The organism is Nocardioides sp. Z24_21, assembly GCF_058134345.1.
The window spans coordinates 39,082-61,053 of sequence record NZ_JBYTTH010000002.1 but is presented as its reverse complement, the minus strand read 5'-3'; the positions used below and the strand labels follow the sequence as shown (position 1 = coordinate 61,053).

Here is a 21,972-nt window from a genome sequence, read left to right as displayed (position 1 = left end):
ATGAACGCGTCGATGCTGGACGGGCTCGGGCCCGCGGACGTCGAGCGCGTGCTCGCCGCCGGACGTCCGCTGAGCCTGCCGCAGGGCTGGTCGCCGACCGCCGGGCAGGCTCCCGCGGAGGGGGCCTACCTCATCACCGAGGGCCGGGCCTCGGTCCGCGAGAGCGGTGTCGAGGTCGCCGTCCTCGGTCCCGGTGCCGCGGTCGGTGATGCCGCCGCGATCGTCGGCCGCACGCTGCGCTCGGCGACCGTGGTGGCCCTGACGCCGCTGCGGGTCGTGCACTTCACCCGAGAGACGATCGAGACACTGGTCGCCGAGATGCCGGCGTTCGGAGCGGCGCTGCGTGCTGGCGCCGGGAGCCGCGACAGCGACTGAGTCCGAGCGCCGGGAGGCCGCCCCACTTCCCCGTCGGTCGTCACGTCTTGGGGCTGGTGGTGTGCTTGGCGTCGGCGACCATCTCGGCCCGCTCGTCGGCTGTCAGCGACGACAGGTAGCGGCGGTAGTCGTCCATGCCCACCGCGATGACGTCGGAGAACTCCGGATCGTCGGCGAGGTCGCGGATCGGTCGGCGACCGGCGAGGACCTCCCCCACGACGGCCTCGACACCGGTGCCCGGATGGTCCTCGGCGATGCTGATCAGGTTCGCGCGCAGGCGAGCCGCGGACGCCTGGTCTCCGGTGAACGCCAGGAACTCGTCGTCCTGGCCCTCTGCCGACTCTGCTGCGGGGTCAGGTGCGGGGTCGGGTGCGGAGTCCTCGGGCGGCCAGGTCATGTCAGGACCCGGGGACGTAGAGCTGGTCGGCGGGTACGGGTCGGCCGGTGGCGGTGTCGACGACCTCGATGCCGTTGCCCTCGTCGACGATCTGCAGGTCGGAGCCCACGGGGAGGTTCCAGATGCCGATGAGTGCCGGCTCGAGCTCGCACACGGAGTTGAAGTCGGTGATGACGAGGTTGCTGGCGTCGTGGAGGTATTCGGTGGTGTCGATGTCGGAGAAGATCCGCCACCCGTTGTCGGCACGCGCTCGGGACTCCTCGCGGACCATCCACTTGATGCGGCCGGCACCGGACAGCACGTTCTTCGACGCCAGGCAGGCGCCGGCGGCGGGGATGAACTCGATCGGCATGTGAGGCCTCCGTGGTGTCTGCGGTGGGATCGTGGCGGCGTCGATGCGGCTGGCGAGGGCCGCTTGTCACTGGGCGGGCGGCGGGACGGGTATCCCGCGGTCGGTGAGGGTCTGCTCGGCGCGGATGACGAGCTCGCCGCGCTTGGCCGACCACTTCCGCAGGTTGGTCAGCACGGTGCGACCGTCCAGGCCGGGCTGCAGCAGGTCGAGGTCGGGGCGGGCGAGGAGGACGTCGTAGAAGGGCGTGAGGGTGACGTCGCTGAACTTGAACTTCGCGGCGAGGGTCTCCAGTGGGGTGCCGACCTTCGCGTCGACCTCGTTGACGTCTGCGCCGGCGTCCAGCAGGCGCTTCAGCAGCGGCGCCTCGGCCACGAAGTCGTGTGCGTTGCGGGCCAGGAAGCGGTGCAGCAGCATGGCCCTGCGCACGTCGGCGCCGTCGTCGAGGAGGCGGTTGGCGATGGCGACCCGGGAGGGTGAGTCGTCATTGGTCAGGGCCAGCGACAGCAAGGTGTCGTGCTCGTACTCGTAGTTCACCCACGCCGGGTCGTAGACCTTCTCGAAGTCCGCGTAGGTGCCCCGGGTCAGGGCTGCGTGCAGCGCGCTGGTGTCACGAGGCTTGGTGCGGTTGAACAGTCCCATGGGGTCAGTGTGCCAATCTGTCTCGTCGCGGCAGTCCCACGCCGTCTGGTTCGCGCTGGTGCGGGCCGGGAGCCGCTCGGGTCAGGGAGCCTCGTCGACGTGCGAACGGTTTCGCCCGGGGTGGGCGACCTCGTAGTTCCTGGGGTCTTGGTAGCGCTCCAGGAACTCCTCCTTGGTGATCTTGCCGGACAGGTACTCGTCGCGCAGCTTGCGGTACTCCTCGCCGCGCACGTGGCCCATGTCCCACACGTCCTTCTGGGGGTCTCCGGGCCGCCAGTCGATCTTGACCAGGTTGCCGTCCTTGTCGAGGACCCACACCTCGCCGTTCTCGTCTTTGGCGTTCTCCCAGACCTCGTCGACCTGGCCCTTGCCGTAGTCGGGTCGGGAGTTCGCGTAGGGCAGGCGGTCGCCGTTCTTGTCGTAGCCGTAGGAGTTGGGCTTGCCCTTCTTGGGCAGCTTCCCCGTGGGGCGGCGCCGCATCGCGCGGGCGGAGCGGAACTTGCGCAGGATGCGGGTGACGTCGGTGAGCTTGTCGACCGTGCGGACGATGGTGAACACGGCCCGGACCCCGCGGATGGCCGCCAGCGCCGTGATGACCCGGCGCGCGTAGTTGGCGGCTCGGGCCGCGATGAGCGCGGCGCCGCCGCCGGCGGCGGCGCCAGCGGTGAACAGCGACCCGATGCCGGCCACGACCGCAGTGGCGCCGACCTCGATCGCGAGGTCCTTCATCAGGCCCTTGACGGTGCTCTTGGTCTCCTCGACCTGGTTGGCGTAGTCACGGCACGCGGTCGCGAGCTCGCGGCAGGCGCTCGCGATGTCGGCGGCGGCCTGCTTCACCTCCCCGACGGCCTTCTTCGCAGCCGGGATCTCAGGAGAGCGCTGGTTGCCGAGCTGGGTGGTGGCGACCTCGCAGTAGGACCGCAGACCGTCCAGGGACGACGCGGCCGCGTCCCAGGCCGACGCGGCCTGACCCAGGCGGCCGGTGTCGGCGCCGGGCCACGTGTAGCCCTCGAGGTAGTCGAGGATGACGTCCCAGAACTGCGGGGTGTCCTCCGCGTTGGCCCCCGACGCCGTCGGTGGCGAGTAGGGGGCGACCTCGACGGGGTCGACCTCCTCGGGCGCGCCGGGGCCGCCTCTGCTGCCGTGGACCGATCCGGCGTCCGCGTCGGCGTGGTTGGCGCCCGAGGCCTCGGCGATGATGGCCAGGGACCCGAGCGCCGTGACCAGGTCGGCGATGGCGGTCACCGCGGCGGCGGCACCGGAGTCGTAGTGGGGGACGAAGTCCTCCGAGGACTTGTCGTCGCCGCCCATGCCGCCGAACCCGCCGAGCTTCCCGGTCAGCGTCTCGTAGGCGTCGGCCGCGAGACCGTTGGCGGTCTCGAGCGAGGTCGCGGCGCTCGTGTAGCCCCCGGAGTCGACCTCGATCCTCATGAGAACGACTCCCACATCTTCACGTTGGCGTCCGCCGCTCCGGTGTAGTTGGTGTGGGCGTTCCGCGCGGACGCCCGCAGCTCGGCGAGGGCGGCACGCATGCCCCGCATGCCCTCCTCCCACGTCTGGTGGGCCTCGGCCTGCGCCTCGGCGGCGAGGCCCTCCCACACCGCTTGGAGGGCCGCGACCTGCTTCTCGATGTCGTTGGTCAGTGCCTCGAGGGCGTTCTCGGTCGCCTGCACATCCGAGATGACGGCGTCGAGGTCGTCGGTGTCGATGGTGAAGATGCGCCCGGCCACGGCTCAGCCCAGCCTGTCGATGATGCGCGCCGACAGCGCATCGAGGCGCTGCTGGGAGGAGTCGTCCGAGGCGATGAAGTCGCGGTGGGTCTCCTCGAGGAGCTCGCGCATCGCCGTCAGCCCGGTGAGGACCTCGCCGGCGGACTCCTTCCACTCCTCCCACGCCTCGGAGAACGACTCGGCCGCCTCACCGGACCAGCCGGCGTCCAGGAAGCCGCGCACGCGTCCGTCGATCTGGCTCCGGTCCGTGCGCAGCCGCTCGGCCGCGTCGTCCACATCGTCCTTCGCCTTCGCGAAGGCCGCGTGCATCACCTGCACCTGGTCCACGATGTGCCCCCTGCCCGAGTCGGTCACCCAGGGTTCTACCCACCCGCGAGGGGGCCGAACCCTCCAGCAGGCCGAATTCGACGGCGCTCCGCGGCAGTCTCCCGTTTCATCACGAGGGTGGCCGGGTAGATGGAGGGACGTGAAGAGCCCGGTCGTTGTTGACGGGGGAAACAACAACGACCGGGCACCAAGGAATCTACTCCGCTCCGGAGCACGGGCACAACCGTTGAGTTCGTTGTATTCGCCACGTGGCCAGATGGTGGGGCGCGACTTACCGGATCGTCACCTGACGGTTGGCCAGCCCCGCTCGCGCGGACCGCTCGGCGGCGGTGAGCTCGCCTCCTCGCAGGGCCTCCTCCAGGTCGGCGGCGAACCGCGCGGCAGGCTCCTCGAGGACCTCGGCGCCGGTGCCGACGGGGAGGTCCCACACCGGCGCGAGCAGCCCGTGGGCGCGGAACATCCCGACCAGGCGCGACTCGTCGGCGATCGAGTCCTGTCCGGCGGCGTGGAGGCGGGCGAGGGCGTCGAGCAGGGCGTCCTCGGGGTGCGGCATCACCCAGCGCAGGTGCTCCTTGGTGCCGACGTTGGTCCAGTACGCCGCCTCGACCGAGGACAGCCGGCTGGTCGGCATCACGCCGGCGTTGGCCTGCTCGAGCGCGGCCTCCATCGCGGCGTCGCGCTCGGGGACGTCGTCGATCCAGTAGTCGAACCCGTCGTGGAGGGTGATGTCGAGGCTCGTGTCGCTGATCAGGTCCTGGAGGCGCGGGCCGTCGCCGGGGTCGGTCATCAGCCCGACGATGCCCGGCTCCTCGGTGGCCAGCGCGGCCTCGAGGACGGCTCCGAGGTCGCGCGCGGGGTTGCCGTAGGAGTGCTGGACCTGCAGGCCGAGCCAGATGTCACCGGAGTCGCGCACCATCGCGGGGGCGGCGCCGGGCAGGAGGGTGGCGAGGCGGACGTTGCGCTCGCCCTCGGCGAGGGTCAGCGGGGCCGTCGCGGCCGGGACGAGCTCGCGCAGGGCGATCACGTCGCACTCGCTCGGCATCCCCTCGAAGGGGCGCGCGACGAACGTCGGAGCGGCGCCGCCGGCCGCCCCGTGGCACGCCTTGTAGCGCTTGCCCGACCCGCAGGGGCAGGGCTGGCGGGGGCCGACCTCGCCGGGGGCGGGAGCGGACTGGGCGCGGGTGCGGGACTTCTTGGCCATGCCCGAGAACCTATCCGTCCAGCAGCTCCAGCATGTAGGCCGGCCGGTCGCTGATGACGGCCGCCACACCCAGGTCGAGGCACAGCTCGAGGTCGTCGGCGGTGTTGACGGTCCAGACGTGGATCTCGCGGCCGTCGGCGACCAAGTGCCGACCCAGGCCGGGGTGGTCGCGCAGCTCGCGGATTCCGGGCCCGATGATCCAGTCGTCGCCGGCGACCGGTCGCAGCACCGGCCAGCGGTGCGCCTTCTCGATCAGCAGGACCACGTCGAGCGCCGGCGCGAGCCGTCGGACCCGGTTGACGGCGTTGAGGGAGAAGCTCATCACCCGCGCCGGCGAGCCGGGGCCGTCCCACCCGAAGTCGCCCAGCGTGTCCAGCAGCCGCCGCTCGACCAGCCCGCCGTAGCGGGTGGGGTGCTTGGTCTCGATGGCGAGCTCGACGCGCCGGTCGTAGTCGGCCACCGTCTCCAGCAGCCGGCGCAGGGTGAGCACCTTGCCCGCCTCGGGGTCGCGGTCGGGGGCCTCGTCGTCGAGGTCGGACCACGGGTTCTTCCACGACGCGAAGTCGAGCTCGTCGAGCTCGGCCAGGTTCATCGTCGAGACGATCCCCTGGGTGGCGGCCGTCCGCCGCAGGTCGCGGTCGTGCACGCACACGAGGTGCCCGTCGGCGGTGAGCCGCACGTCGCACTCGAGCGCCTCCGCCCCCTCGTCGAGGGCCTTCACGTAGGCCGTCAGCGTGTGCTCGGGGTTCGCGTGGCTGCTGCCCCGGTGGGCCACCACCTGCGGCCGCCGTCGGGGGTCGGCCGTGCGGGTGGCGCGGGCGCGCCGCGTACGTCGCATGGATCGAGCATGCCATGGGCCAGCAGGGGCGACCCCGGGGGCATCAGCGGACGTGGTCGCGCCAGTCGTCGGGCACCCGGCCGGCGGGTCCCGGCACCGGCTGGTCCTCCGGCCGGCTCTGCGGGTCGGCCAGCCGCGGGCCCGTCACGCCGACGGAGCGGTCGAAGTCCCAGTACCAGTCCTCGCCCGGCTCGAAGCTCTGGATCACCGGATGACCGGTCGCCCGGTGGTGCGCCGTCGCGTGCTGGGACGGGCTGGAGTCGCAGCACCCCACGTGCCCGCACTGGGCGCACCGTCGCAGGTGCACCCACCAGCCGCCGGCCTCCTCACACTCCACGCACCCCGGCCCCGACGGGGGCACCTCCGGATCGATCCCAGCCGTCACGGTCCCAGCCTGCCCGTCCGCTGCGCACGGGGGAAGGCCCCCGCGAGGAACCCGGGCAGCCAGTGCGCCTCCCAGTCGGGGATCTCCTGGCGCTCGACCACGGAGCGGATCGGCGCCTGCGCGGCTGTCCGGTAGCGACCGTCCGCGCGCTGGAGGTAGTGGTAGTTCACCAGCTCGCGGCGCAGGTAGGCGACGTCCTCGTGGACACCGCGCAAGACGTCGTTGACCTCGGGCTCGGAGTAGTCGCGGCCGGGCTCGAAGCGGCTGAGCACCTCGAGCAGCACCGCCGCGCGCACCGTGCGCTTCGCCGGCACCCGCGCGAGGCGCCCGTCGCGCACGAACCGGTCGACGACGCGCCGCTGCTCGGCGAGCGCGGCGTCGTACGCCTCCTGCTCGAGCGCTGCCCGCGCGGCGGCGTAGCCCTCGCCGCTCTCCGCCATGCGCGCCCGCACGACGCGCTTGAAGTCACTGTCCCTGGTCACTGTCATCACCTTCGACTGCGCTGCGCCCCCAGTGCGCCGCTGCAGCGGGCGACGATCTGACCTGATCCGGTGGATGCGTCCGAGGATCTGCTCCCCTTCGCCGGGCTGCGCGGACTGGGGCCGACGCGACGGGCTGGGCGGTGGACGGCGCCCTCGCCGGTGAGTCTCCCAGAGACTCACCGGTCACGGCAACGACGTTGTCGGCGTCGCCGCCGACTGACAGGGGTGTCGGCAGCACCCAGACTGTGCCCATGCCGTCACCGAGGCCAGGAGTCCGCGTCCACCGTCGCGCGCGCCCGCGACCGGGCGTACGACGCACCGGTGCCCTGCTGGCCGCGCTCCTGCTGGCCGTGACCCTCGCCCCGGCGGCATACGCCGAGCCGCTGCCGGTGCCGCTGCCGGTGCCGCTGCCGGTCGGCACCGACGTCGACTACCAGCTCGGCGGCGTCGCCGCGCTGCCCGACCACGTCGGGATCGTGGTGCGTGACCGGGCGGCCGAGCCCGCTCCGGGTCGCTACAACGTCTGCTACGTCAACGGCTTCCAGACCCAGCCCGGAGAGCGACGCTTCTGGCGCCGGCACGCCGATCTGCTCCTCACCCACGGCGGCCGGCCCGTGGTCGACGAGGCGTGGGGCGAGCGGCTCCTCGACATCCGCACCCCCGCCACGCGCGAGCGGCTGGCCCGCATCGTCGGGCGCTGGACCCGTGGCTGCGCGCGCGACGGCTTCGACGCCGTGGAGTACGACAACCTCGACTCCTTCTCCCGCAGCCGCGGGCTGATCCGGGCGCGGCACGCGCGCGCGTTCGCCCGGTTGCTCGTCGCGGAGGCCCACCGGGTCGGCCTGGCCGCGGGCCAGAAGAACTGGGCCGACTGGGACGGCACGCAGGCCGGCTTCGACTTCGCCGTCGCCGAGGAGTGCGGCCGATATGCGGAGTGCGACCGCTACGTCGACTCCTTCGGAGACCGGGTGCTGGTCGTGGAGTACCGGACCCGCGACTTCTCCGCGACGTGCCGCGAGCACGGCGACCGACTGGCCGTCGTGCTGCGCGACCGCGGCGTCACACCCGCTGGCGTACGTCGCTGGTGCTGAGCCGCTCGCGGCGGTTGGCCCACAGGCTCGAGGCGATGGTCGCGGCGAGGATGGCGACGATGACCACCAGGGAGGCGAGGGTGGGCACGTCGGGGACCGACGGCCACACCAGGTGGGCCCAGTGCAGCACCAGCTTGGCGCCGATGAAGCCGAGGATCGCGGCCAGGCCGTAGCTCAGGTGCCGCAGCGCGCCGAGGGCGCCCTCGAGCACGAAGTAGAGCGCGCGCAGGCCGAGCAGGGCGAAGGCGTTGGTGACGAAGACCAGGTAGGGGTCGCCGGTGATGCCGTAGACCGCGGGCACCGAGTCCACGGCGAAGACGATGTCGGTGGCGAGCACGGCGACCGTCACCAGCGCGAACGGGGTCAGCGCGCGGGCGCCGTCGCGCACGACGGTGAAGCGGGTGCCCTCGTAGCTGTCGGAGACCGGCATGATCCGGCGCATCACGCGGACCACGCGCATCTGGGCGACGTCGACCTCGTGCTCCTGCCCGCGGATCGCGTCGCGCAGCAGCTTGGCGCCGGTGGCGAGCAGGATCGCGCCGAAGACCAGGAACACCCAGTCGAAGCGCGAGAGCGCGGCCGCACCGAGGGCGATGAAGATGCCGCGCAGCACCAGGGCCCCGACGATGCCGTAGAGCAGCACCCGCTGCTTGAGCACCTCGGGCACCGCGAAGGCCGCGAGCAGCAGCATGAAGACGAAGAGGTTGTCCACGCTCAACGTCTTCTCGACCAGGTAGCCGGTGTAGTACTCCAGCCCGCGGTCGCCGCCGTGGGTGGTCCACACGTAGAGGCCGAACGCCAGCGGCAGGGCGAGGTAGAACGCCGACCACGCGATCGCCTCGCGCATCGAGACCTCGTGCGGGCGGCGGGTGGCGACGAAGTCGACCACCAGCAGCGCGAGCACGGCCGCGAGGGTGATGAACCACAGGGTGGGTGACGCGATGGACGACATGGGTCTCCTCAGGAATGAGCTCCTGAGGTCTCTCCCGCCGCGGCCCTGCCGTGGTCTCCGCCGGGGCGCCTGCGGAGGCGCCGTAGTGACCGGCGATGGTTGATGGGGTACTCCCCTCGACGGCACATGGTAGTTGAAGGTGCAAGCGCCACCCACCTGGGCGGCGGCACGCCGTATCGTCCCCGCATGGAGACAGTCGAGTACGACGTCGTGGTCATCGGGGGCGGACCCGCGGGCGAGAACGCCGCCCAGTACGCCGTGGAGGGCACCACGATGACCGCCGCCATCGTGGAGCGCGAGCTGCTCGGCGGCGAGTGCAGCTATTGGGCGTGCATCCCCAGCAAGGCCCTGCTGCGCCCGGTCGCCGCGGCCGACGTCACCGGCGACCTGCCCGGCGTCTCGACCGCGCGGGTCGCTCCCAAGGCGCTCCTCGAGCGCCGCGACACGTGGGTCTCCCACTACGACGACTCCGGGCAGGCGCAGTGGGCCGGCGGTGCCGGGATCGCCGTGGTGCGCGGCGACGCCCGGTTGAGCGGTGAGCGGACCGTGCGGGTGTCCTCCGCCGACGGCGACCTGCTGCTGCGCGCACGACGGGCGGTCGTGATCGCCACGGGCAGCGATGCCCGCGTCCCCGACGCCTACGCCGACGCGCTGCCGTGGGGCTCGCGCGACGCGACGGGCGTGGTCGAGGTGCCCGACCGGCTGGCGGTCGTCGGCGGGGGCGTGGTGGCCTGCGAGGCGGCGACCTGGATGAGCGCCCTCGGCTCGGCGGTCACCCTCGTCGTCCGCGGCCCGCGGCTCCTCGACCGGACCGAGCCGTTCGCCGGCGAGGCGGTGCTGGCGAGCCTGCGCGAGCGGGGCGTGACGGTGCTGCTCGACACCTCCGTCGAGTCCGTACGCCGCTCCGACCCCGCCGCGACCGGCACCGGACGCGTCCACGGCGGCACCGTCACGCTCACCACCTCGGGCGGCGAGCTGGAGGCCGACGAGGTGCTGCTGGCGATCGGCAGGACCCCGCGCCTCGACGACCTGGGCCTGTCGTCGGTGGGACTGACCCCCGACGACGTGACGTCGGGGCGGCTGCCGGAGTGGCTGCACGCCGTCGGCGACGCCAGCGGCGGCCCGCCGCTGACCCACTGGGGCAAGCATCAGGCCCGCCTCGTCGGCGCCCGGATCGCAGCCGCCGCGGCCGACGACGTCGCCTGGGAGCCCGACCGCGAGGCGCCGGTGCCGCAGGTCGTCTTCACCGAGCCCGAGGTCGCGAGCGTCGGGCTCACCGAGGCGGAGGCGCGCGCGGCCGGCCACGACGTCGTGGTCAGCCGGGTGCCGACGTCGTCCGCCTCCGGCACCGCGCTGCTGCGCGACCACGTGGTCGGCGACGCCCAGCTCGTCGTCGACCGGCGTACGCGCCTGCTGCTCGGCGCGACCTTCGTCGGCGTCCGCGCGGGCGAGCTGCTCCACGCCGCGACCGTGGCGATCACGGGCGGGGTGCCCGTGCACGTGCTGCGCCACGCCGTGGCGTCGTTCCCGACCGCGGCCGAGCTCTGGCTGCGGCTGCTCGAGGAGCTGCCGCGCGAGCTGCGGACGCCCCCGCCCGTCGACTGAGCGATCTCAGCCGCGCTCGCGCAGGTAGCGCCCGAAGTGGGGGACGGTGAACGCGATGCGGCCGCGCTCCCCGGAGTAGACGAGGCCCTTCTTGAGCAGCGAGTCGCGCGCGGGCGAGAGCGACTGCGGCTTCTTGCCGAGCGCGGCGGCGACGTCGGCGCTGAGCACCGCGTCGCCCTCGGCCTCGCCGTCGGCGGCCTGCGCGATCGCGACGTCGGCCATCGCCATCAGGTAGTCGCGCTCCCCCGGCGTCGCCCGCTCGTAGCGCGAGCCGAAGAACCCCACGGCCAGCTCCGACTCGGCCTCGGGCGCCGCCACGGCGACGTCGGCGGCGGTGATCGGCGAGCGTGGCGCGAGGTCCCACACCGCCTTGCCGTAGGCCTGGATGAAGTAGGGGTAGCCGCCGGTCGCGTCGTACATCGCGGCGAGCGCGTCGGGCTCGTAGGCCGCGTCCTCGTCGGCCGCGGGGGCCTCCAGCGCCCGGTCTGCGGCCTCGCGGGAGAGCCGGTCGATGCGCTGGTAGCGGAACAGCCGCTCGCTGTAGGACTTGCTGGCACTCAGCACGGCCGGCAGGTGCGGGAGCCCGGCGCCGACGACGATGACCGGCAGCCCCGACTGGCTGAGCTCGTGGCAGGCGGCGCAGAGGGCGGACACGTCGTCGGGCCCGAGGTCCTGCATCTCGTCGATGAAGACCGCGACGCCCTTGCCGACGTCGGCGGCGAGACCGCCCAGGTCGGTGAAGAGCTCGACGAGGTCGATCTCGATGTCGCCGGAGTCGGCCCGACCGCGTACGGCGGCGGCGTCGATGCCGGGGCTCCACTGGTCCTTCAACTTCGCGCCCACGCCGGCGTCACGGTGGGCGAACGACTTGACCACCCCCAGGACGTGGTCGACGGACTCCTCGTCGCCGTGGCCGAGCTCGCGCACGGCCTGGTGCAGCGCACTGCTCAGCGGGCGCCGCAGGGTCTGCCCCGGGCGGGCCTCGAGCTTGCCGGTGCCCCAGCCCTTGCGTACGGCCGCGCCGCGCAGCGCGTTGAGCAGCACCGTCTTGCCGACGCCGCGCAGGCCGGTCAGGACCAGACTGCGCTCGGGGCGCGCCTTGGCCACCCGCTCGAGCACCACGTCGAACGCCGCGAGCTGCTCGTCGCGGCCGGCGAGCTCGGGCGGGCGCTGGCCCGCGCCGGGGGCGTAGGGGTTCCGGATCGGGTCCACGATCACACGCTATCGGCGCGTCTAGGCCGATCCCTAGATCGCCCGATAGTGGGCGAGTCAGCCCGCCTCGGGGCTCCGGCCGGCGCAGACGTTGTCACGCCCCAGCGACAGCACCACGAGCTGCGACTCCTCGTGCCACGTGACCCGGAGCGAGCGGTCGTCGCCGCGGCGGTCGAGGAAGACCGTCCCGGTGCGAGGCACGCGCGGCTGGACCATGGGCCATGGTCACGCGCACCACCTCGATCCGAGAAGACCTGCCTAGACTCGGTGCGTGCCCGAGCTGCCCGAGGTGGAAGCCCTCGTCCAGGACCTGCGCGGTCGTCTGGTGGGCCGCGCCATCAGCCGCGTCGACCTGGCCGCCTTCAGCGCCCTCAAGACGTTCGACCCGCCGCTGCAGGCCCTGCACGGCACGCTGGTCGACTCGGTGACGCGCCACGGCAAGTTCCTCGACATCGACGCCAGCGGGGTGCACGTGGTCATCCACCTCGCCCGCGCGGGCTGGATCCGCTGGCGCGACGAGGTGCCGGTCCTGCCGGCGCGACCCAACAGCAAGAACCCGCTCGCCGCCCGGATCGTCATCGACGACCCCGACCTCGACGCGCAGCCGGGTCTCGACATCACCGAGGCCGGCACGCGCAAGGGCCTGGCGATCTACGTCGTCCGCGACCCGCAGGAGATCGAGGGGGTCGCCCGGCTCGGGCCCGACCCGCTGTCCGACGACTTCACCGTCGAGGCGCTGCAGCGCATCCTCGAGGCCGAGGGGCGCAAGCAGATCAAGGGCGTGCTGCGCATGCAGTCGATCGTCGCGGGCATCGGCAACGCCTACTCCGACGAGATCCTGCACGCCGCGCGGATGTCACCGTTCAAGCCCGCCAACAGCCTCGACGAGACCGAGCTCCAGACCCTCTACGGCGCCATCCGCGACACGCTGGGCGACGCCGTCCAGCGCTCCAGCGGGCTCGCGGCGAGCGAGCTCAAGGGCGAGAAGAAGAGCAACCTCGCCGTGCACGGCCGCACCGGGCAGACCTGCCCGGTCTGCGGCGACGTGGTGCGCGAGGTGTCGTTCGCCGACTCGAGCCTCCAGTACTGCCCGACCTGCCAGACCGGCGGGAAGCCGCTCGCCGACCGCCGGATGTCGCGGCTGCTGAAGTAGCCGCCGTCATCGTCCTGGGCCGTCCTGGGGCACGGGCGACATCTGTCGGGGCCCGTGGTGCGAAGGCGCCGGTCAGGCCCACCCCCGTGACAGCCCTACCGGCACCTCGCGCGTCAAGCCTAGCCTGACGAGAGGGATCCTCTCACGCCGTGGCGCCCTTGTCGGGCGTCCGGCGCGAGAATCGCTCCCACGCCGCCTGTCGCGAGACGCCCAGCGCACGCCCGATCTCCGCCCACGAGATGGCACGCTCGCGGAGCAGGTCGACCCACTCCTGGGCGAACGCGACGTTCTGCTCGGCCGAGGCGAGGATCCGCGGCAGCGTCGCGAGCAGCTCGGCCTGGCCCATCCGCTCCCACGGCATCTCCGCGCGGGCGGCCCGCCAGCTGGCCTCGTCGTGGAGGAGCGCATGGAAGTCGTCGACGCACCGCTCGCACACCTGGGCGCCGAGCCCGCCGATCAGGCGCAGGTCGGTGTCCGGTCCTCCGGGCTCGCCACAGAACGAGCAGATCCTGCCCTCGCGCGCGATCGCCATCCACTTCCTCCCTCACCGGCACTGCGCGACATCGTACGGCCCGGGCCGCGGCCCCGACGCCGGCCGGCGCGGTCGTCAGCCGACGGCGTCCGGACCCTCGAGCTCGGGCATCTCGAGGTCGTCGATCGGGTCGCCGCAGGTCTCGGCCAGGTAGTCGCCGAAGGCGTCGGTCTGCGCCTGCACCTGCTCCGAGGAGTCGGCGCCGCCGCCCTCGAGCTCCCTCAGGGTCTCGAGCGAGAAGTCGGAGGCGTCCATCCCCTTGGCCTGCTCGACGACCGCCTCGAAGCCCTTGCGCGCCTCGTCGGGGATGCCAGCCGGGGTGCCGACCTCCTCCATCCGCGCGCCCCAGTCCCGCACGGCGCGCGCCATGTCCTCGTCCCTCGGCAGCTCGGAGTCGGTCGGGTCCTCCGGCAGCAGACCGGACATCAGGCTGTCGGCCGTGTCGCAGAAGCGGTCCTCGTCGGCGTCGGTGGGAGGCTCGCCCGCCCCGCACGCGGAGGTGGCTGCGAGCAGCACCGCGGCGCCCGCCAGACCGAGCCGGGCATGGATGGTCATCTCGGGTCCCCTCCGGTGGGGCACGTCCCACCAGGCAGTCGCGTCGCGCGGGCGTCCACCCTCTCGCGACCGTCCCTACTCGTCCATCCCGAAGGGCTCCGGGAGCGGGAGGTCGAGGCAGCGGCCCAGCGACTCGAGGTAGTCCTCGCGCGGGCGTCGTACGACGCCCAGCGAGGCCAGGTGGGGGGTCTGCCACTGCACGTCGAGCACCCGCCGGTCGGCGTACCGGTCGCTCATCAGCTCGACCAGCGCCAGCAGCGCCACCTTCGACGCGTCGCGCTCGCGGTGGAACATCGACTCCCCCGCGAAGAGGCCGCCGACGCTGACGCCGTAGAGCCCGCCGGCGAGCTCGCCGTAGCGCCACGCCTCGACCGAGTGGGCCCAGCCGAGGCGGTGCAGGCGCGCGTAGGCGTGGCGGAACTCGGGCGTGATCCAGCCGTCGGGGCGATCGCGGCTGCCGCACGCGGAGATGACCTCGTCGAACGCGGTGTCGATGCGGATCTCGAAGTCGCGCGCGGAGCGGCGCAGCGAGCGTGAGACGCGCAGCCCGTCGAGCGGCAGCACCCCGCGCTCGACGGGCGAGAACCAGCCCAGGTGCTCCTCGCCGTCCAGGGTCACCGGCATCGGGAAGAGGCCGAGGGCGTAGGCGGTGACCAGGGTGCCCGGCTCGAGGTCGGCGCCCAGGGCGACGAGGTCGTCGTCCGGGTCCCACGTCGAGCGTGGGGGGAAGCCCCACGGCGTCGGAGCGGGGGCGATGGGCACGTTTCGCACGGTAGCGAACGGTCCAACCGGCCCGCGCGCCGGACACCTCGGCAAGGACCGGGGACGCTGGGGCGGCCCACCCGCCTCGGGGTGACGCCGGGTGGGACGCCGGGTGGGACGCCGGCCGTACGATCGGGGCATGGGCCTGAAGCAGACCGTGGGGCGGCAGCTCGCCCCCCGCATCCAGGAGCTCGCGCCGGGGTTGACGGGCGGGTTCGTGCGCGAGGCGCTCAACCGTGCGATCGACGGGATCGGCCCGCTCGCTCCCGCCGCGGTCGCCGCCGACAAGCAGCTGCGCGAGCAGCGCGGCGACGTCGAGCGGGCGATCCACGAGGTCATCGAGAACAACGTGCGCATCGCCGGCGCCCAGGGCTTCGCCACCAACGTCGGTGGCCTGGTGACGATGGCGGTCACGATCCCCGCCAACGTGACGGGCCTGGCGATCATCCAGTGCCGGATGGTCGCCGGCATCGCCCACCTCCGCGGCCACGACCTCGCCGACCCGCGCGTACGCAACGCCGTCCTCGCGGTGCTGCTCGGCGAGGACCAGGTCGACGAGATGGTGAGGAAGCGCCGCCTGCCGAGCACCCCGATGGCGCTGGCCACCGCCCCAGTGCACGACCCCACCCTGGACGGCAGCATCTCGGCCGTCGTGGCGACCGACATCATCGCCCGGGTGGCGGGCAAGCGACTGGCCACCACGCTCGGGCGTCGGGTGCCGGTCATCGGCGGTGTGGTCGGCATGAGCGCCGACGGCTTCGCCACCTGGCGGATCGGCCGCTACGCCGACCGCGAGCTGCTCGCGCGCCGGGCCTGAGCCCCTCGGGTCCCGACCTGGTGGCCCGGTCTGACACCTGGAGGCCGTTGCAACCCCCTCCAGGTGTCGGAGTCCCCGCTCGAGCGGGGACTTCGACAACCCGACGAGGGCGAACGGCGAGCCGCGAGAACGACCAGCCCGGGTCAGCCGCGGCGGCGGAGCCGGCGGTAGACCTCGAGCGAACCCCGGCCGGCGGCGGTCTCCTCGAGCGTGGTGACCACCTTGCGCCTGGCCCGGTAGGCGGGGGTCGCGCGGGCCCGGTCGAGCTGCTCGCGGGTCTCGTGCAGCTCGCGGTGGAGCCGCTCCTCGACCGCGCGCAGGCGGGCGGCCTCCACGAGCAGGGCGCTGATCGCGTCGAGCGCCGGCGGCAGCAGCTCGTCGGCGGTGACGGCGTCGGGGTCGGCGTACGTGCCGAGGTCGGGGCCGCGCAGGTCGTCGAGCGAGCCGACCACGTCGTAGCCGCGCGCGGCGAGCACCTCGATCCAGTGCTCGGAGAGCTCCCGCGCCCACGCGTGGTCGTCGGGCGGCAGGCCGAGCCGGGCGGACGTCACGCTCCGCGACAGGGTCTGGTGCGCCAGCGTCTCGCGGACCAGCGGGCGGTAGTCGGGGGGCGCGATGATCGAGGTGACCCGCTCGTTGATGGTGCGCAGCAGCGCGGTCTCGGGGACGCCGAGGGACGGGTTCTCCCGCTCGGCGGTCAGGTCGAGGGGCAGCCCGTCGAGGCCGAACGTCCGCGAGAACCGGCGCCACAGCTCGCCGCGGTCGGCACCCGGGGGCGGGAGCGTCACGAGGTGGACGCGCTCGGGCGGGAGCGAGGAGCCCCAGCGGTCGAGGATGTCGGGGACCTCCTGCACGGCCCAGAACCACGAGCCGATCCGCGAGTCGCGGGCGGGGTCGCGGATGGTCCGCAGGAACTGCGCGTAGGTGATGTGGCTGCGGTGCTTGACGTTCTCCTGCCACTCCGCGGGCACCTGGCGCACCAGGTCGCGCGCCGACAGCACGAGGTGGACCTCGGCGTCGCGGAGCGAGGCCAGCGCCCGCTCGACCTGCGTGGGCGTGGCCCGCGCGAAGATCTCGTGGCTGATGATCGAGGTGCCGTGCCACGACCGGACCTGCTCGGCCAGCCGGTCCCACGCGCCGACGGCCTCGGTCTCGATGCCGCCCCACGGGAGCGTCATCAGGTCGAGCGCGGCCAGGAAGTGGGCGTCGAACCGGTCGGCCGGGTAGAGGATGTCGTGCTCGCGGAGGACCGCCTGGTTGCGGAAGAGGACGTCCTGGAGGTAGGACGTCCCCGTCTTGGGGCAGCCCACGTGCAGAAGCACCCGCCTGCTCACCGCTCCACCGTCCTCTCCGCCGCGCCCGTGCGCCAGCGCGGGTCGACGATCATCCGGATCGCCAGGTCGAGCACCTGTCCGTCGTCCGGGGCGTCCGCACCGGCCCGCTCGGACCCGCGGGGGGCGAGGTCGGCGAGGTCGCCCACGACAGGGTAGCCAGCGCGGGTCAGCGCGCGGGTGGTGCGGGCCGCCGACGCGACCACCCAGTCGTGCTCCGCGGCGGGTACGCCGACCGGCGCGACCCCGGTGTCGGGGATCCGCCGCTGCAGGGTGCGCATCAGCGCGGGACGCTCCGCGACCGGCACCCGCAGCCCGACGACGGCCGCGACGCGACGCGCGAGCTCGGCCTGGTCGGCGCCCGGCACCCGCACCGCCGGCAGCCGGCGCACGCCGACCTGGCGCGGCAGCTGGTCGAGGTCGGTCACCACCCGGACGAACGGCCGGCGCCCGCCCCAGCGTCGTACGGAGTCGGCGAGGTCGACCCGGGCCGGCAGCTGGTCGCGCTGGCGCCAGAAGCGCAGCCAGTCGATCCACGGACGGCTGCCGTGCTCGAAGCAGCGCTGGGTCCAGGCGTGGACGAGCAGGTCGTCGAGCGGGCCGCCCACCGCCACGACGAAGGCCCGCGGGCCGCCCTCGGGCCGGCCGCGGGCGAGCAGGTGCTCGCGGGTGGCGGTGGCGACCAGCGGGTCGCCCACGAGGCGGTAGCGGCGGCGCCAGGGCCGGGACAGGCGGGGGCGGACCGGGTCGGCGCCGAGCGCGACGAGGTCGTCGGCCAGCAGCGAGGCGGCGACGCGGAGCAGCTCGTGCTCGCCGACCGTCGCCGGGTCGACCGGGCGGGGACCGAACGCGGCCGGCGCGGCCCCGACGAGCGGCAGGTCGGCCTTGCCGCGCCCGGCGGCCGGCGCCGCGAGCACCCGGTCGGCCAGCTCGGGCGAGGCCTGATCGGCGCCCGCGCCCCCGGCACTCGCCCGGGCGACGTTGACGCGGCGCAGCAGCTCGAGCTGCTGGGCGCCGGGCAGGGCGCGCCCGGCAGCCGGGCGACCGGCGCCCGGGCCGGACACGGGGTCGAGGTCCGGGCCGGTCCACTCCAGCCAGGGCGTGGTGCCGCCGGCGCGCAGGTGGGCGATCCAGCCGGGCACGGCCCCCGCGGGGCGCGTCACCGGTCGCGCAGCCGACGCGCGGTGTCGCGCAGCCGTCCGCCGAGGGAGTCGGAGGACGCGCGGGCCGCTGCCTCCTGCGTCATCACCGTCAGGGCGTCGAGCGCGGCGGAGAGCTCGAGCTTGGCGCGCACCCGGTCGGGGTCCTTCCACTTCTCGCCCTCGGCGGGCCGGCGCGGGCGCAGGTCCTCCACGTCGCCGATCACGTCGACGCCGCTGCCCCTGATCCAGTCGATCCACAGGTCGGCCTGCTCCTCGGCGAAGCCGTAGCGGTCGGGAGGGAGCCGGACCGGGACCGCCGTGCGGGAGACGAGCACCTGCTGGGCGAGCAGCTCGCGGATCAGCGCGTCGTACGCCGGGTCGCGCCACACGCCGAGCTCGAGGCGTCGGTTGAGCTTGCGCAGCAGCGAGGTCTCGGCGATGCCCAGCGAGCGGTTGTCGCGCTCGGAGTCGAGCGGGGCCCACGCCGGGTCGATGCCGAAGGCCCGGCAGAACCGCAGCCACAGCTCGTCGCCGTTGGGGCCGCGGTCGTGGGGGACGGTGACGACGTGCACCCGCTCCGGGGGGATCTTGGCGCCCCAGCGCGCGAGCACCGTGGGGAGGTCCATCGCGTTGAAGAACCACGTCTGGCTGCGCTCGACCTTGGTCAGGAAGCGCTTGAAGGGCCACTTGCGGCCCTGCTTGATCGACTCCTGCCACGCCGCGGGCAGCTGCCGGCCGAGGTCGCGCGCGGAGTAGACGACGTGCACCTCCTGGCCGGCGAGGTCGTTCATCGCCCGGGCCACCTTGTCGGGCTTGGCGCCGGCGAGGATCTCGTGGCTGATCACGACGTTGCCGTCGGCGCGGCGCACCTTGCGCATCATCGACTCCCAGGCGCCCTGGGCGTGGCCGGGGGCACCGCCCCAGTCCTGCTCGAGGAGGTCGAGCGCGGCCCGGAAGTGGAACATGTCGGAGCGACCGCCCCGCGGGCTGGGGATCGTCACGCCGTGCCGCGCCAGCGAGGAGGCGTTGAGCAGCAGCCGGTCCTGGAGGTAGGTCGTGCCGGTCTTGGGGGCGCCGATGTGGAGGTGGACGACGCGGCTCATGCGGCTGATTGTGCCCGAGCCGGGATGGTGCCGTGCGATGCGGCCGGCCGATCGCGCCGTCGGGGACCCTCCGGCACCGGGCTACCCGTCCCCGCCGAGGGCGCGGACGACGGCGCTGGGGCTCGGCCGGCCGAGCTGGGCGGCCATCCAGGTGCTGGTGGCGACGACGGCGTCGAGGTCGACCCCGTGCTCGATGCCGAGACCGGTCAGCATCCAGACCAGGTCCTCGGTGGCGAGGTTGCCGGTGGCCGACTTGGCGTAGGGGCAGCCGCCGAGCCCGCCGGCGCTGGCGTCGAAGGTGGTGATGCCGGCCAGCAGCGCGGCGTGGGTGTTGGCGAGCGCCTGGCCGTAGGTGTCGTGGAAGTGCATCGCCAGCCGGTCGGTGCCGACGCCCGCCTCGCCGAACGCCGCCACGAGCGCCGCGACGTGGCCGGCGGTCGCCACGCCGATGGTGTCGCCGAGGCTGAGCTGGCTCGCGCCGAGGTCGAGCAGCCGGGTGCCGGCGGTGACGACCTGCTCGATCGCCACGGCGCCCTCCCACGGGTCGCCGAAGCACATCGAGACGTAGGCCCGGACGTCCATGCCCGCCTCCCGCGCCCGCGCCACGGTCGGCTCGAACATGGCGAACTGCTCGTCGAAGGTGCGGTTGAGGTTCTTGGTCGCGAAGGTCTCGGTCGCGCTGGCGAAGACGGCGATGTGCTCCAGGCCGAGCTCGAGGGCCCGGTCGAGGCCGCGCTCGTTGGGCACGAGCACCGGCAGCCGGCGGGCGGCCTCGCCCAGCTCGCTCATCAGCTCCGCGGCGTCGGCGAGCTGCGGCACCCAGCGGGGATGCACGAAGCTGGTCGCCTCGACGATCGGCAGGCCCGCGGCGACGAGACGGCGGACGAACTCGGCCTTGACCGCCACCGGCACGATCGCCTGCTCGTTCTGCAGCCCGTCGCGCGGGCCGACCTCGTAGATCGTGACGCGCTCCGGCAGGCCCTGGGCCCGCACCGTCATCGGGAGATCAGTCATCGTCCGCCTCCACCGTGAAGAGCACCGCGCCGAGCCTGACCAGGTCGCCGACGGCCGCGCCGACGATGGTGACCGTGCCGGCGAAGGGTGCCCGGAGCGCGAGCTCCATCTTCATCGCCTCCATCACCCCCATCGTCTCACCCTCGGCCACGGCCTGGCCCTCGGCGACGTGGACGGCCAGGACGGTGCCCGGCATCGGGGCGAGCAGCGTCCCGTCGCCGGTCGCGGCGGCGTGGTCGCCGAACGGGTCGGGGCGCTCCCACGCCCACCGCTGCCCGCGATGCACGACGTCGACGAGGTCGCGCTGCACGTTGAGCACGGCGTGCTCGGCCACCCCGTCCACGAGCAGGTGGACGGTGTGGTCGGCCGCCGACACCAGGCGTACGTCATGGCTGGCGCCGTCGTGGGTGACCGTGCCGCGGTGCCGGTCGACGACCACCAGGTCATCGCCGAGCACCACCGTGTCGGGCGCGGGGTCGGCGCCCATCCGCCACCCGTCGGCCCGCCACGGCCCGGGCTCGCCCATCGTGTCGATCAGCACCTCGGTCCACGCGCCGAAGACCCGCGCGAGGTCCGCGTCGGGCGCCGCGACCTCGTGGCGGTCGAGCCATGCCGTGTCGATGGTCGCCCCGCGGAACTCCGGGGAGTCGGCCAGGGCGCGCAGGAAGCCGGTGTTGGTGGTGATCCCGAGGATCGCGGTCTCATCGAGGGCGCCGACGAGCGCAGCGCGGGCGGCCTCGCGGTCGGCGCCCCACGCGATGACCTTGCCGAGCATCGGGTCGTACGCCGTGGAGACCTCCTGCTCGGGCTCGAGCGCGTGGTCGACGCGAATCCCGTGAGTGCTGGAGCGCTCGACTCGGTGACCTGTCAGCTCGCTGGCGCTCGCGGACAGCTCACCGCTCTCAGGCCACCGCACGATCGACGTGCGCCCGGCCTGGGGCAGGAAGCCGTGGAAGGAGTCCTCCGCGTAGACGCGGGCCTCGATCGCGTGGCCGTCGAGGGTGACCTCGTCCTGGGTGAAGCCGAGCGGCTCGCCCGCAGCCACCCGCAGCTGGAGCTCGACGAGGTCGACGCGCTCGCCGCGGATCCGGACGACCTCCTCAGTGACCGGGTGCTCGACCTGGAGGCGGGTGTTCATCTCGAGGAAGTAGAACTCGCCGGTGGCGTTGTCGAGCAGGAACTCGACCGTGCCGGCGCCGGTGTAGCCGCACTGCTCGGCGAGGGCGACGGCCGACGAGGTGATCGCGGCGCGCTGCTCGTCGGTGATCGTCGGCGCGGGCGCCTCCTCCAGCACCTTCTGGTGCCGGCGCTGGGTCGAGCAGTCACGCTCGAAGAGGTGCCGCACGGTGCCGTGGGGGTCGCCGAAGACCTGCACCTCGATGTGGCGCCCCGACTCGACGTACTTCTCGATCAGGAGCGTGTCGTCGCCGAACGAGGAGGCGGCCTCGCGGGCGGCGGCCTCCCTCGCGTCGGGCAGCTCGGCGGCGCTGCGCACCACCCGCATCCCCTTGCCGCCACCGCCGGCGGCGGCCTTGACCAGGACCGGGTAGCTGAAGGTCGCCGGGTCGTCGTCGAGGGCGTACGACGGCACCACCGGAACGCCGGCCGCGAGCGCGATGTCGCGGGCCCGGTCCTTGCGGCCCATCGCGTCCATCACCTCGGCGCTCGGACCGATCAGGGTGATGCCCGCTTCGGCCAGCGCCCGCGCGAAGGGCGCGCGCTCGGACAGGAAGCCGTAGCCGGGGTGCACGGCCCAGCAGCCGTGGCGACGCGCCTCGCGCACGACCTCGTCGACGTCGAGGTAGGACGAGACGCGGCCCACCTCGTCGCAGGCCCGCACGTGGGGGGCGTCGGCGTCGAGGTCGGTGTGGATGGCCACCGTCGACAGGCCGAGGCGCCGACAGGTCCGCGCGACGCGCACCGCGATCTCACCCCGGTTGGCGATGAGCACGCGCATGGTCTCGGGTCGGTCCATCG

26 protein-coding genes are annotated in these 21,972 nt (G+C 73.6%); 5 read left to right on the top strand and 21 right to left on the bottom strand.

What is annotated here, in order from left to right; genetic code table 11:
• Positions 1-375 carry a Crp/Fnr family transcriptional regulator gene (locus AC3X7Z_RS06680; protein ID WP_186339779.1) on the top strand — a complete coding sequence of 125 codons (375 nt, stop codon included), beginning with the start codon at positions 1-3 and terminating at the stop codon, positions 373-375.
• A gap of 40 nt (positions 376-415) precedes the next feature.
• Here the strand turns inward: AC3X7Z_RS06680 and AC3X7Z_RS06675 are convergent, their stop codons facing one another.
• From AC3X7Z_RS06675 to AC3X7Z_RS06630, 10 genes are all read right to left on the bottom strand, one after another.
• Positions 416-772 carry a hypothetical protein gene (locus tag AC3X7Z_RS06675; RefSeq protein ID WP_489975425.1) on the bottom strand — a complete coding sequence of 119 codons (357 nt, stop codon included), beginning with the start codon at positions 770-772 and terminating at the stop codon, positions 416-418.
• 1 nt (position 773) lies between these two features.
• Positions 774-1,124, bottom strand: coding sequence for a DUF2185 domain-containing protein (locus AC3X7Z_RS06670; protein WP_186339777.1), 351 nt, complete (start codon positions 1,122-1,124; stop codon positions 774-776).
• Positions 1,125-1,190: 66 nt separating this feature from the next.
• The gene (locus AC3X7Z_RS06665) at positions 1,191-1,763 is read right to left on the bottom strand and encodes an ankyrin repeat domain-containing protein (RefSeq protein WP_186339776.1); all 573 of its coding nucleotides are present in this window, start codon (positions 1,761-1,763) and stop codon (positions 1,191-1,193) included.
• Positions 1,764-1,844: 81 nt separating this feature from the next.
• Positions 1,845-3,194: an HNH/ENDO VII family nuclease gene (locus AC3X7Z_RS06660; protein ID WP_489975424.1), complete on the bottom strand. Its 1,350-nt coding sequence runs from the start codon at positions 3,192-3,194 to the stop codon at positions 1,845-1,847.
• Positions 3,191-3,493 (bottom strand): WXG100 family type VII secretion target, encoded by a 303-nt coding sequence (locus AC3X7Z_RS06655; RefSeq protein WP_186339774.1) that lies wholly within the window; start codon positions 3,491-3,493, stop codon positions 3,191-3,193. The genes AC3X7Z_RS06660 and AC3X7Z_RS06655 overlap by 4 nt, the downstream gene beginning before the upstream one ends.
• A gap of 3 nt (positions 3,494-3,496) precedes the next feature.
• Entirely contained in the window at positions 3,497-3,820 is a 324-nt protein-coding gene (locus AC3X7Z_RS06650; RefSeq protein ID WP_186339773.1) for a WXG100 family type VII secretion target, read from the bottom strand.
• A gap of 271 nt (positions 3,821-4,091) precedes the next feature.
• Positions 4,092-5,021: a DUF5926 family protein gene (locus tag AC3X7Z_RS06645; protein WP_186339772.1), complete on the bottom strand. Its 930-nt coding sequence runs from the start codon at positions 5,019-5,021 to the stop codon at positions 4,092-4,094.
• 10 nt (positions 5,022-5,031) lie between these two features.
• Entirely contained in the window at positions 5,032-5,859 is an 828-nt protein-coding gene (locus AC3X7Z_RS06640) for a glycerophosphodiester phosphodiesterase family protein (protein WP_186339771.1), read from the bottom strand.
• 43 nt (positions 5,860-5,902) lie between these two features.
• Positions 5,903-6,244 carry a UBP-type zinc finger domain-containing protein gene (locus tag AC3X7Z_RS06635; RefSeq protein WP_186339770.1) on the bottom strand — a complete coding sequence of 114 codons (342 nt, stop codon included), beginning with the start codon at positions 6,242-6,244 and terminating at the stop codon, positions 5,903-5,905.
• Entirely contained in the window at positions 6,241-6,726 is a 486-nt protein-coding gene (locus tag AC3X7Z_RS06630) for a DUF2087 domain-containing protein (protein WP_489975423.1), read from the bottom strand. Before AC3X7Z_RS06630 ends, AC3X7Z_RS06635 begins: the two co-directional genes overlap by 4 nt.
• Positions 6,727-6,977: 251 nt before the next feature.
• Here AC3X7Z_RS06630 and AC3X7Z_RS06625 point away from each other — a divergent pair, with 251 nt between their 5' ends.
• On the top strand, positions 6,978-7,817 hold the full coding sequence (locus AC3X7Z_RS06625; protein WP_489975422.1) for an endo alpha-1,4 polygalactosaminidase: 840 nt from the start codon (positions 6,978-6,980) through the stop codon (positions 7,815-7,817).
• On the opposite strand, the gene AC3X7Z_RS06620 is transcribed toward AC3X7Z_RS06625, so the two are convergent.
• A complete protein-coding gene (locus tag AC3X7Z_RS06620) occupies positions 7,786-8,769 on the bottom strand; it encodes a TerC/Alx family metal homeostasis membrane protein (RefSeq protein ID WP_489975421.1) in 984 nt (327 codons plus the stop codon). The two genes, AC3X7Z_RS06625 and AC3X7Z_RS06620, sit on opposite strands and share 32 nt — an antisense overlap.
• A 186-nt stretch (positions 8,770-8,955) precedes the next feature.
• Between AC3X7Z_RS06620 and AC3X7Z_RS06615 the strand changes: the two genes are divergently transcribed.
• Positions 8,956-10,374 (top strand): dihydrolipoyl dehydrogenase family protein, encoded by a 1,419-nt coding sequence (locus AC3X7Z_RS06615; RefSeq protein ID WP_489975420.1) that lies wholly within the window; start codon positions 8,956-8,958, stop codon positions 10,372-10,374.
• Between the two features lie 6 nt (positions 10,375-10,380).
• On the opposite strand, the gene AC3X7Z_RS06610 is transcribed toward AC3X7Z_RS06615, so the two are convergent.
• Positions 10,381-11,586, bottom strand: coding sequence for an ATP-binding protein (locus AC3X7Z_RS06610; RefSeq protein WP_489975419.1), 1,206 nt, complete (start codon positions 11,584-11,586; stop codon positions 10,381-10,383).
• Positions 11,587-11,643: 57 nt separating this feature from the next.
• Positions 11,644-11,802 (bottom strand): hypothetical protein, encoded by a 159-nt coding sequence (locus tag AC3X7Z_RS06605; RefSeq protein WP_489975418.1) that lies wholly within the window; start codon positions 11,800-11,802, stop codon positions 11,644-11,646.
• A gap of 55 nt (positions 11,803-11,857) precedes the next feature.
• Here AC3X7Z_RS06605 and AC3X7Z_RS06600 point away from each other — a divergent pair, with 55 nt between their 5' ends.
• Positions 11,858-12,739, top strand: a complete 882-nt coding sequence (locus AC3X7Z_RS06600; RefSeq protein WP_489975417.1) for an Fpg/Nei family DNA glycosylase — start codon at positions 11,858-11,860, stop codon at positions 12,737-12,739.
• Between the two features lie 142 nt (positions 12,740-12,881).
• Here AC3X7Z_RS06600 and AC3X7Z_RS06595 read toward each other — a convergent pair whose 3' ends face one another.
• The 3 genes from AC3X7Z_RS06595 to aat all read right to left on the bottom strand — a co-directional run bounded on the left by AC3X7Z_RS06595 (position 12,882) and on the right by aat (position 14,588).
• Positions 12,882-13,271 carry a ClpX C4-type zinc finger protein gene (locus AC3X7Z_RS06595; protein ID WP_489975416.1) on the bottom strand — a complete coding sequence of 130 codons (390 nt, stop codon included), beginning with the start codon at positions 13,269-13,271 and terminating at the stop codon, positions 12,882-12,884.
• Between the two features lie 75 nt (positions 13,272-13,346).
• Positions 13,347-13,826, bottom strand: coding sequence for a hypothetical protein (locus AC3X7Z_RS06590; RefSeq protein WP_186339762.1), 480 nt, complete (start codon positions 13,824-13,826; stop codon positions 13,347-13,349).
• 75 nt (positions 13,827-13,901) lie between these two features.
• On the bottom strand, positions 13,902-14,588 hold the full coding sequence (aat, locus tag AC3X7Z_RS06585) for a leucyl/phenylalanyl-tRNA--protein transferase (RefSeq protein WP_489975415.1): 687 nt from the start codon (positions 14,586-14,588) through the stop codon (positions 13,902-13,904).
• A 139-nt stretch (positions 14,589-14,727) separates the two neighbouring features.
• Between aat and AC3X7Z_RS06580 the strand changes: the two genes are divergently transcribed.
• On the top strand, positions 14,728-15,405 hold the full coding sequence (locus AC3X7Z_RS06580) for an EcsC family protein (protein ID WP_186339760.1): 678 nt from the start codon (positions 14,728-14,730) through the stop codon (positions 15,403-15,405).
• A gap of 143 nt (positions 15,406-15,548) precedes the next feature.
• Here the strand turns inward: AC3X7Z_RS06580 and AC3X7Z_RS06575 are convergent, their stop codons facing one another.
• The 5 genes from AC3X7Z_RS06575 to AC3X7Z_RS06555 form a co-directional block, all read right to left on the bottom strand.
• On the bottom strand, positions 15,549-16,739 hold the full coding sequence (locus AC3X7Z_RS06575) for a hypothetical protein (RefSeq protein WP_489975414.1): 1,191 nt from the start codon (positions 16,737-16,739) through the stop codon (positions 15,549-15,551).
• Positions 16,736-17,899 (bottom strand): hypothetical protein, encoded by a 1,164-nt coding sequence (locus tag AC3X7Z_RS06570; protein WP_489975413.1) that lies wholly within the window; start codon positions 17,897-17,899, stop codon positions 16,736-16,738. The genes AC3X7Z_RS06575 and AC3X7Z_RS06570 overlap by 4 nt, the downstream gene beginning before the upstream one ends.
• Positions 17,896-18,981, bottom strand: coding sequence for a hypothetical protein (locus AC3X7Z_RS06565; protein WP_489975412.1), 1,086 nt, complete (start codon positions 18,979-18,981; stop codon positions 17,896-17,898). The genes AC3X7Z_RS06570 and AC3X7Z_RS06565 overlap by 4 nt, the downstream gene beginning before the upstream one ends.
• A gap of 81 nt (positions 18,982-19,062) precedes the next feature.
• Positions 19,063-19,995: a hydroxymethylglutaryl-CoA lyase gene (locus tag AC3X7Z_RS06560; protein WP_489975411.1), complete on the bottom strand. Its 933-nt coding sequence runs from the start codon at positions 19,993-19,995 to the stop codon at positions 19,063-19,065.
• Entirely contained in the window at positions 19,988-21,970 is a 1,983-nt protein-coding gene (locus AC3X7Z_RS06555) for an acetyl/propionyl/methylcrotonyl-CoA carboxylase subunit alpha (protein WP_489975410.1), read from the bottom strand. The genes AC3X7Z_RS06560 and AC3X7Z_RS06555 overlap by 8 nt, the downstream gene beginning before the upstream one ends.
• Positions 21,971-21,972: the final 2 nt, after the last annotated feature.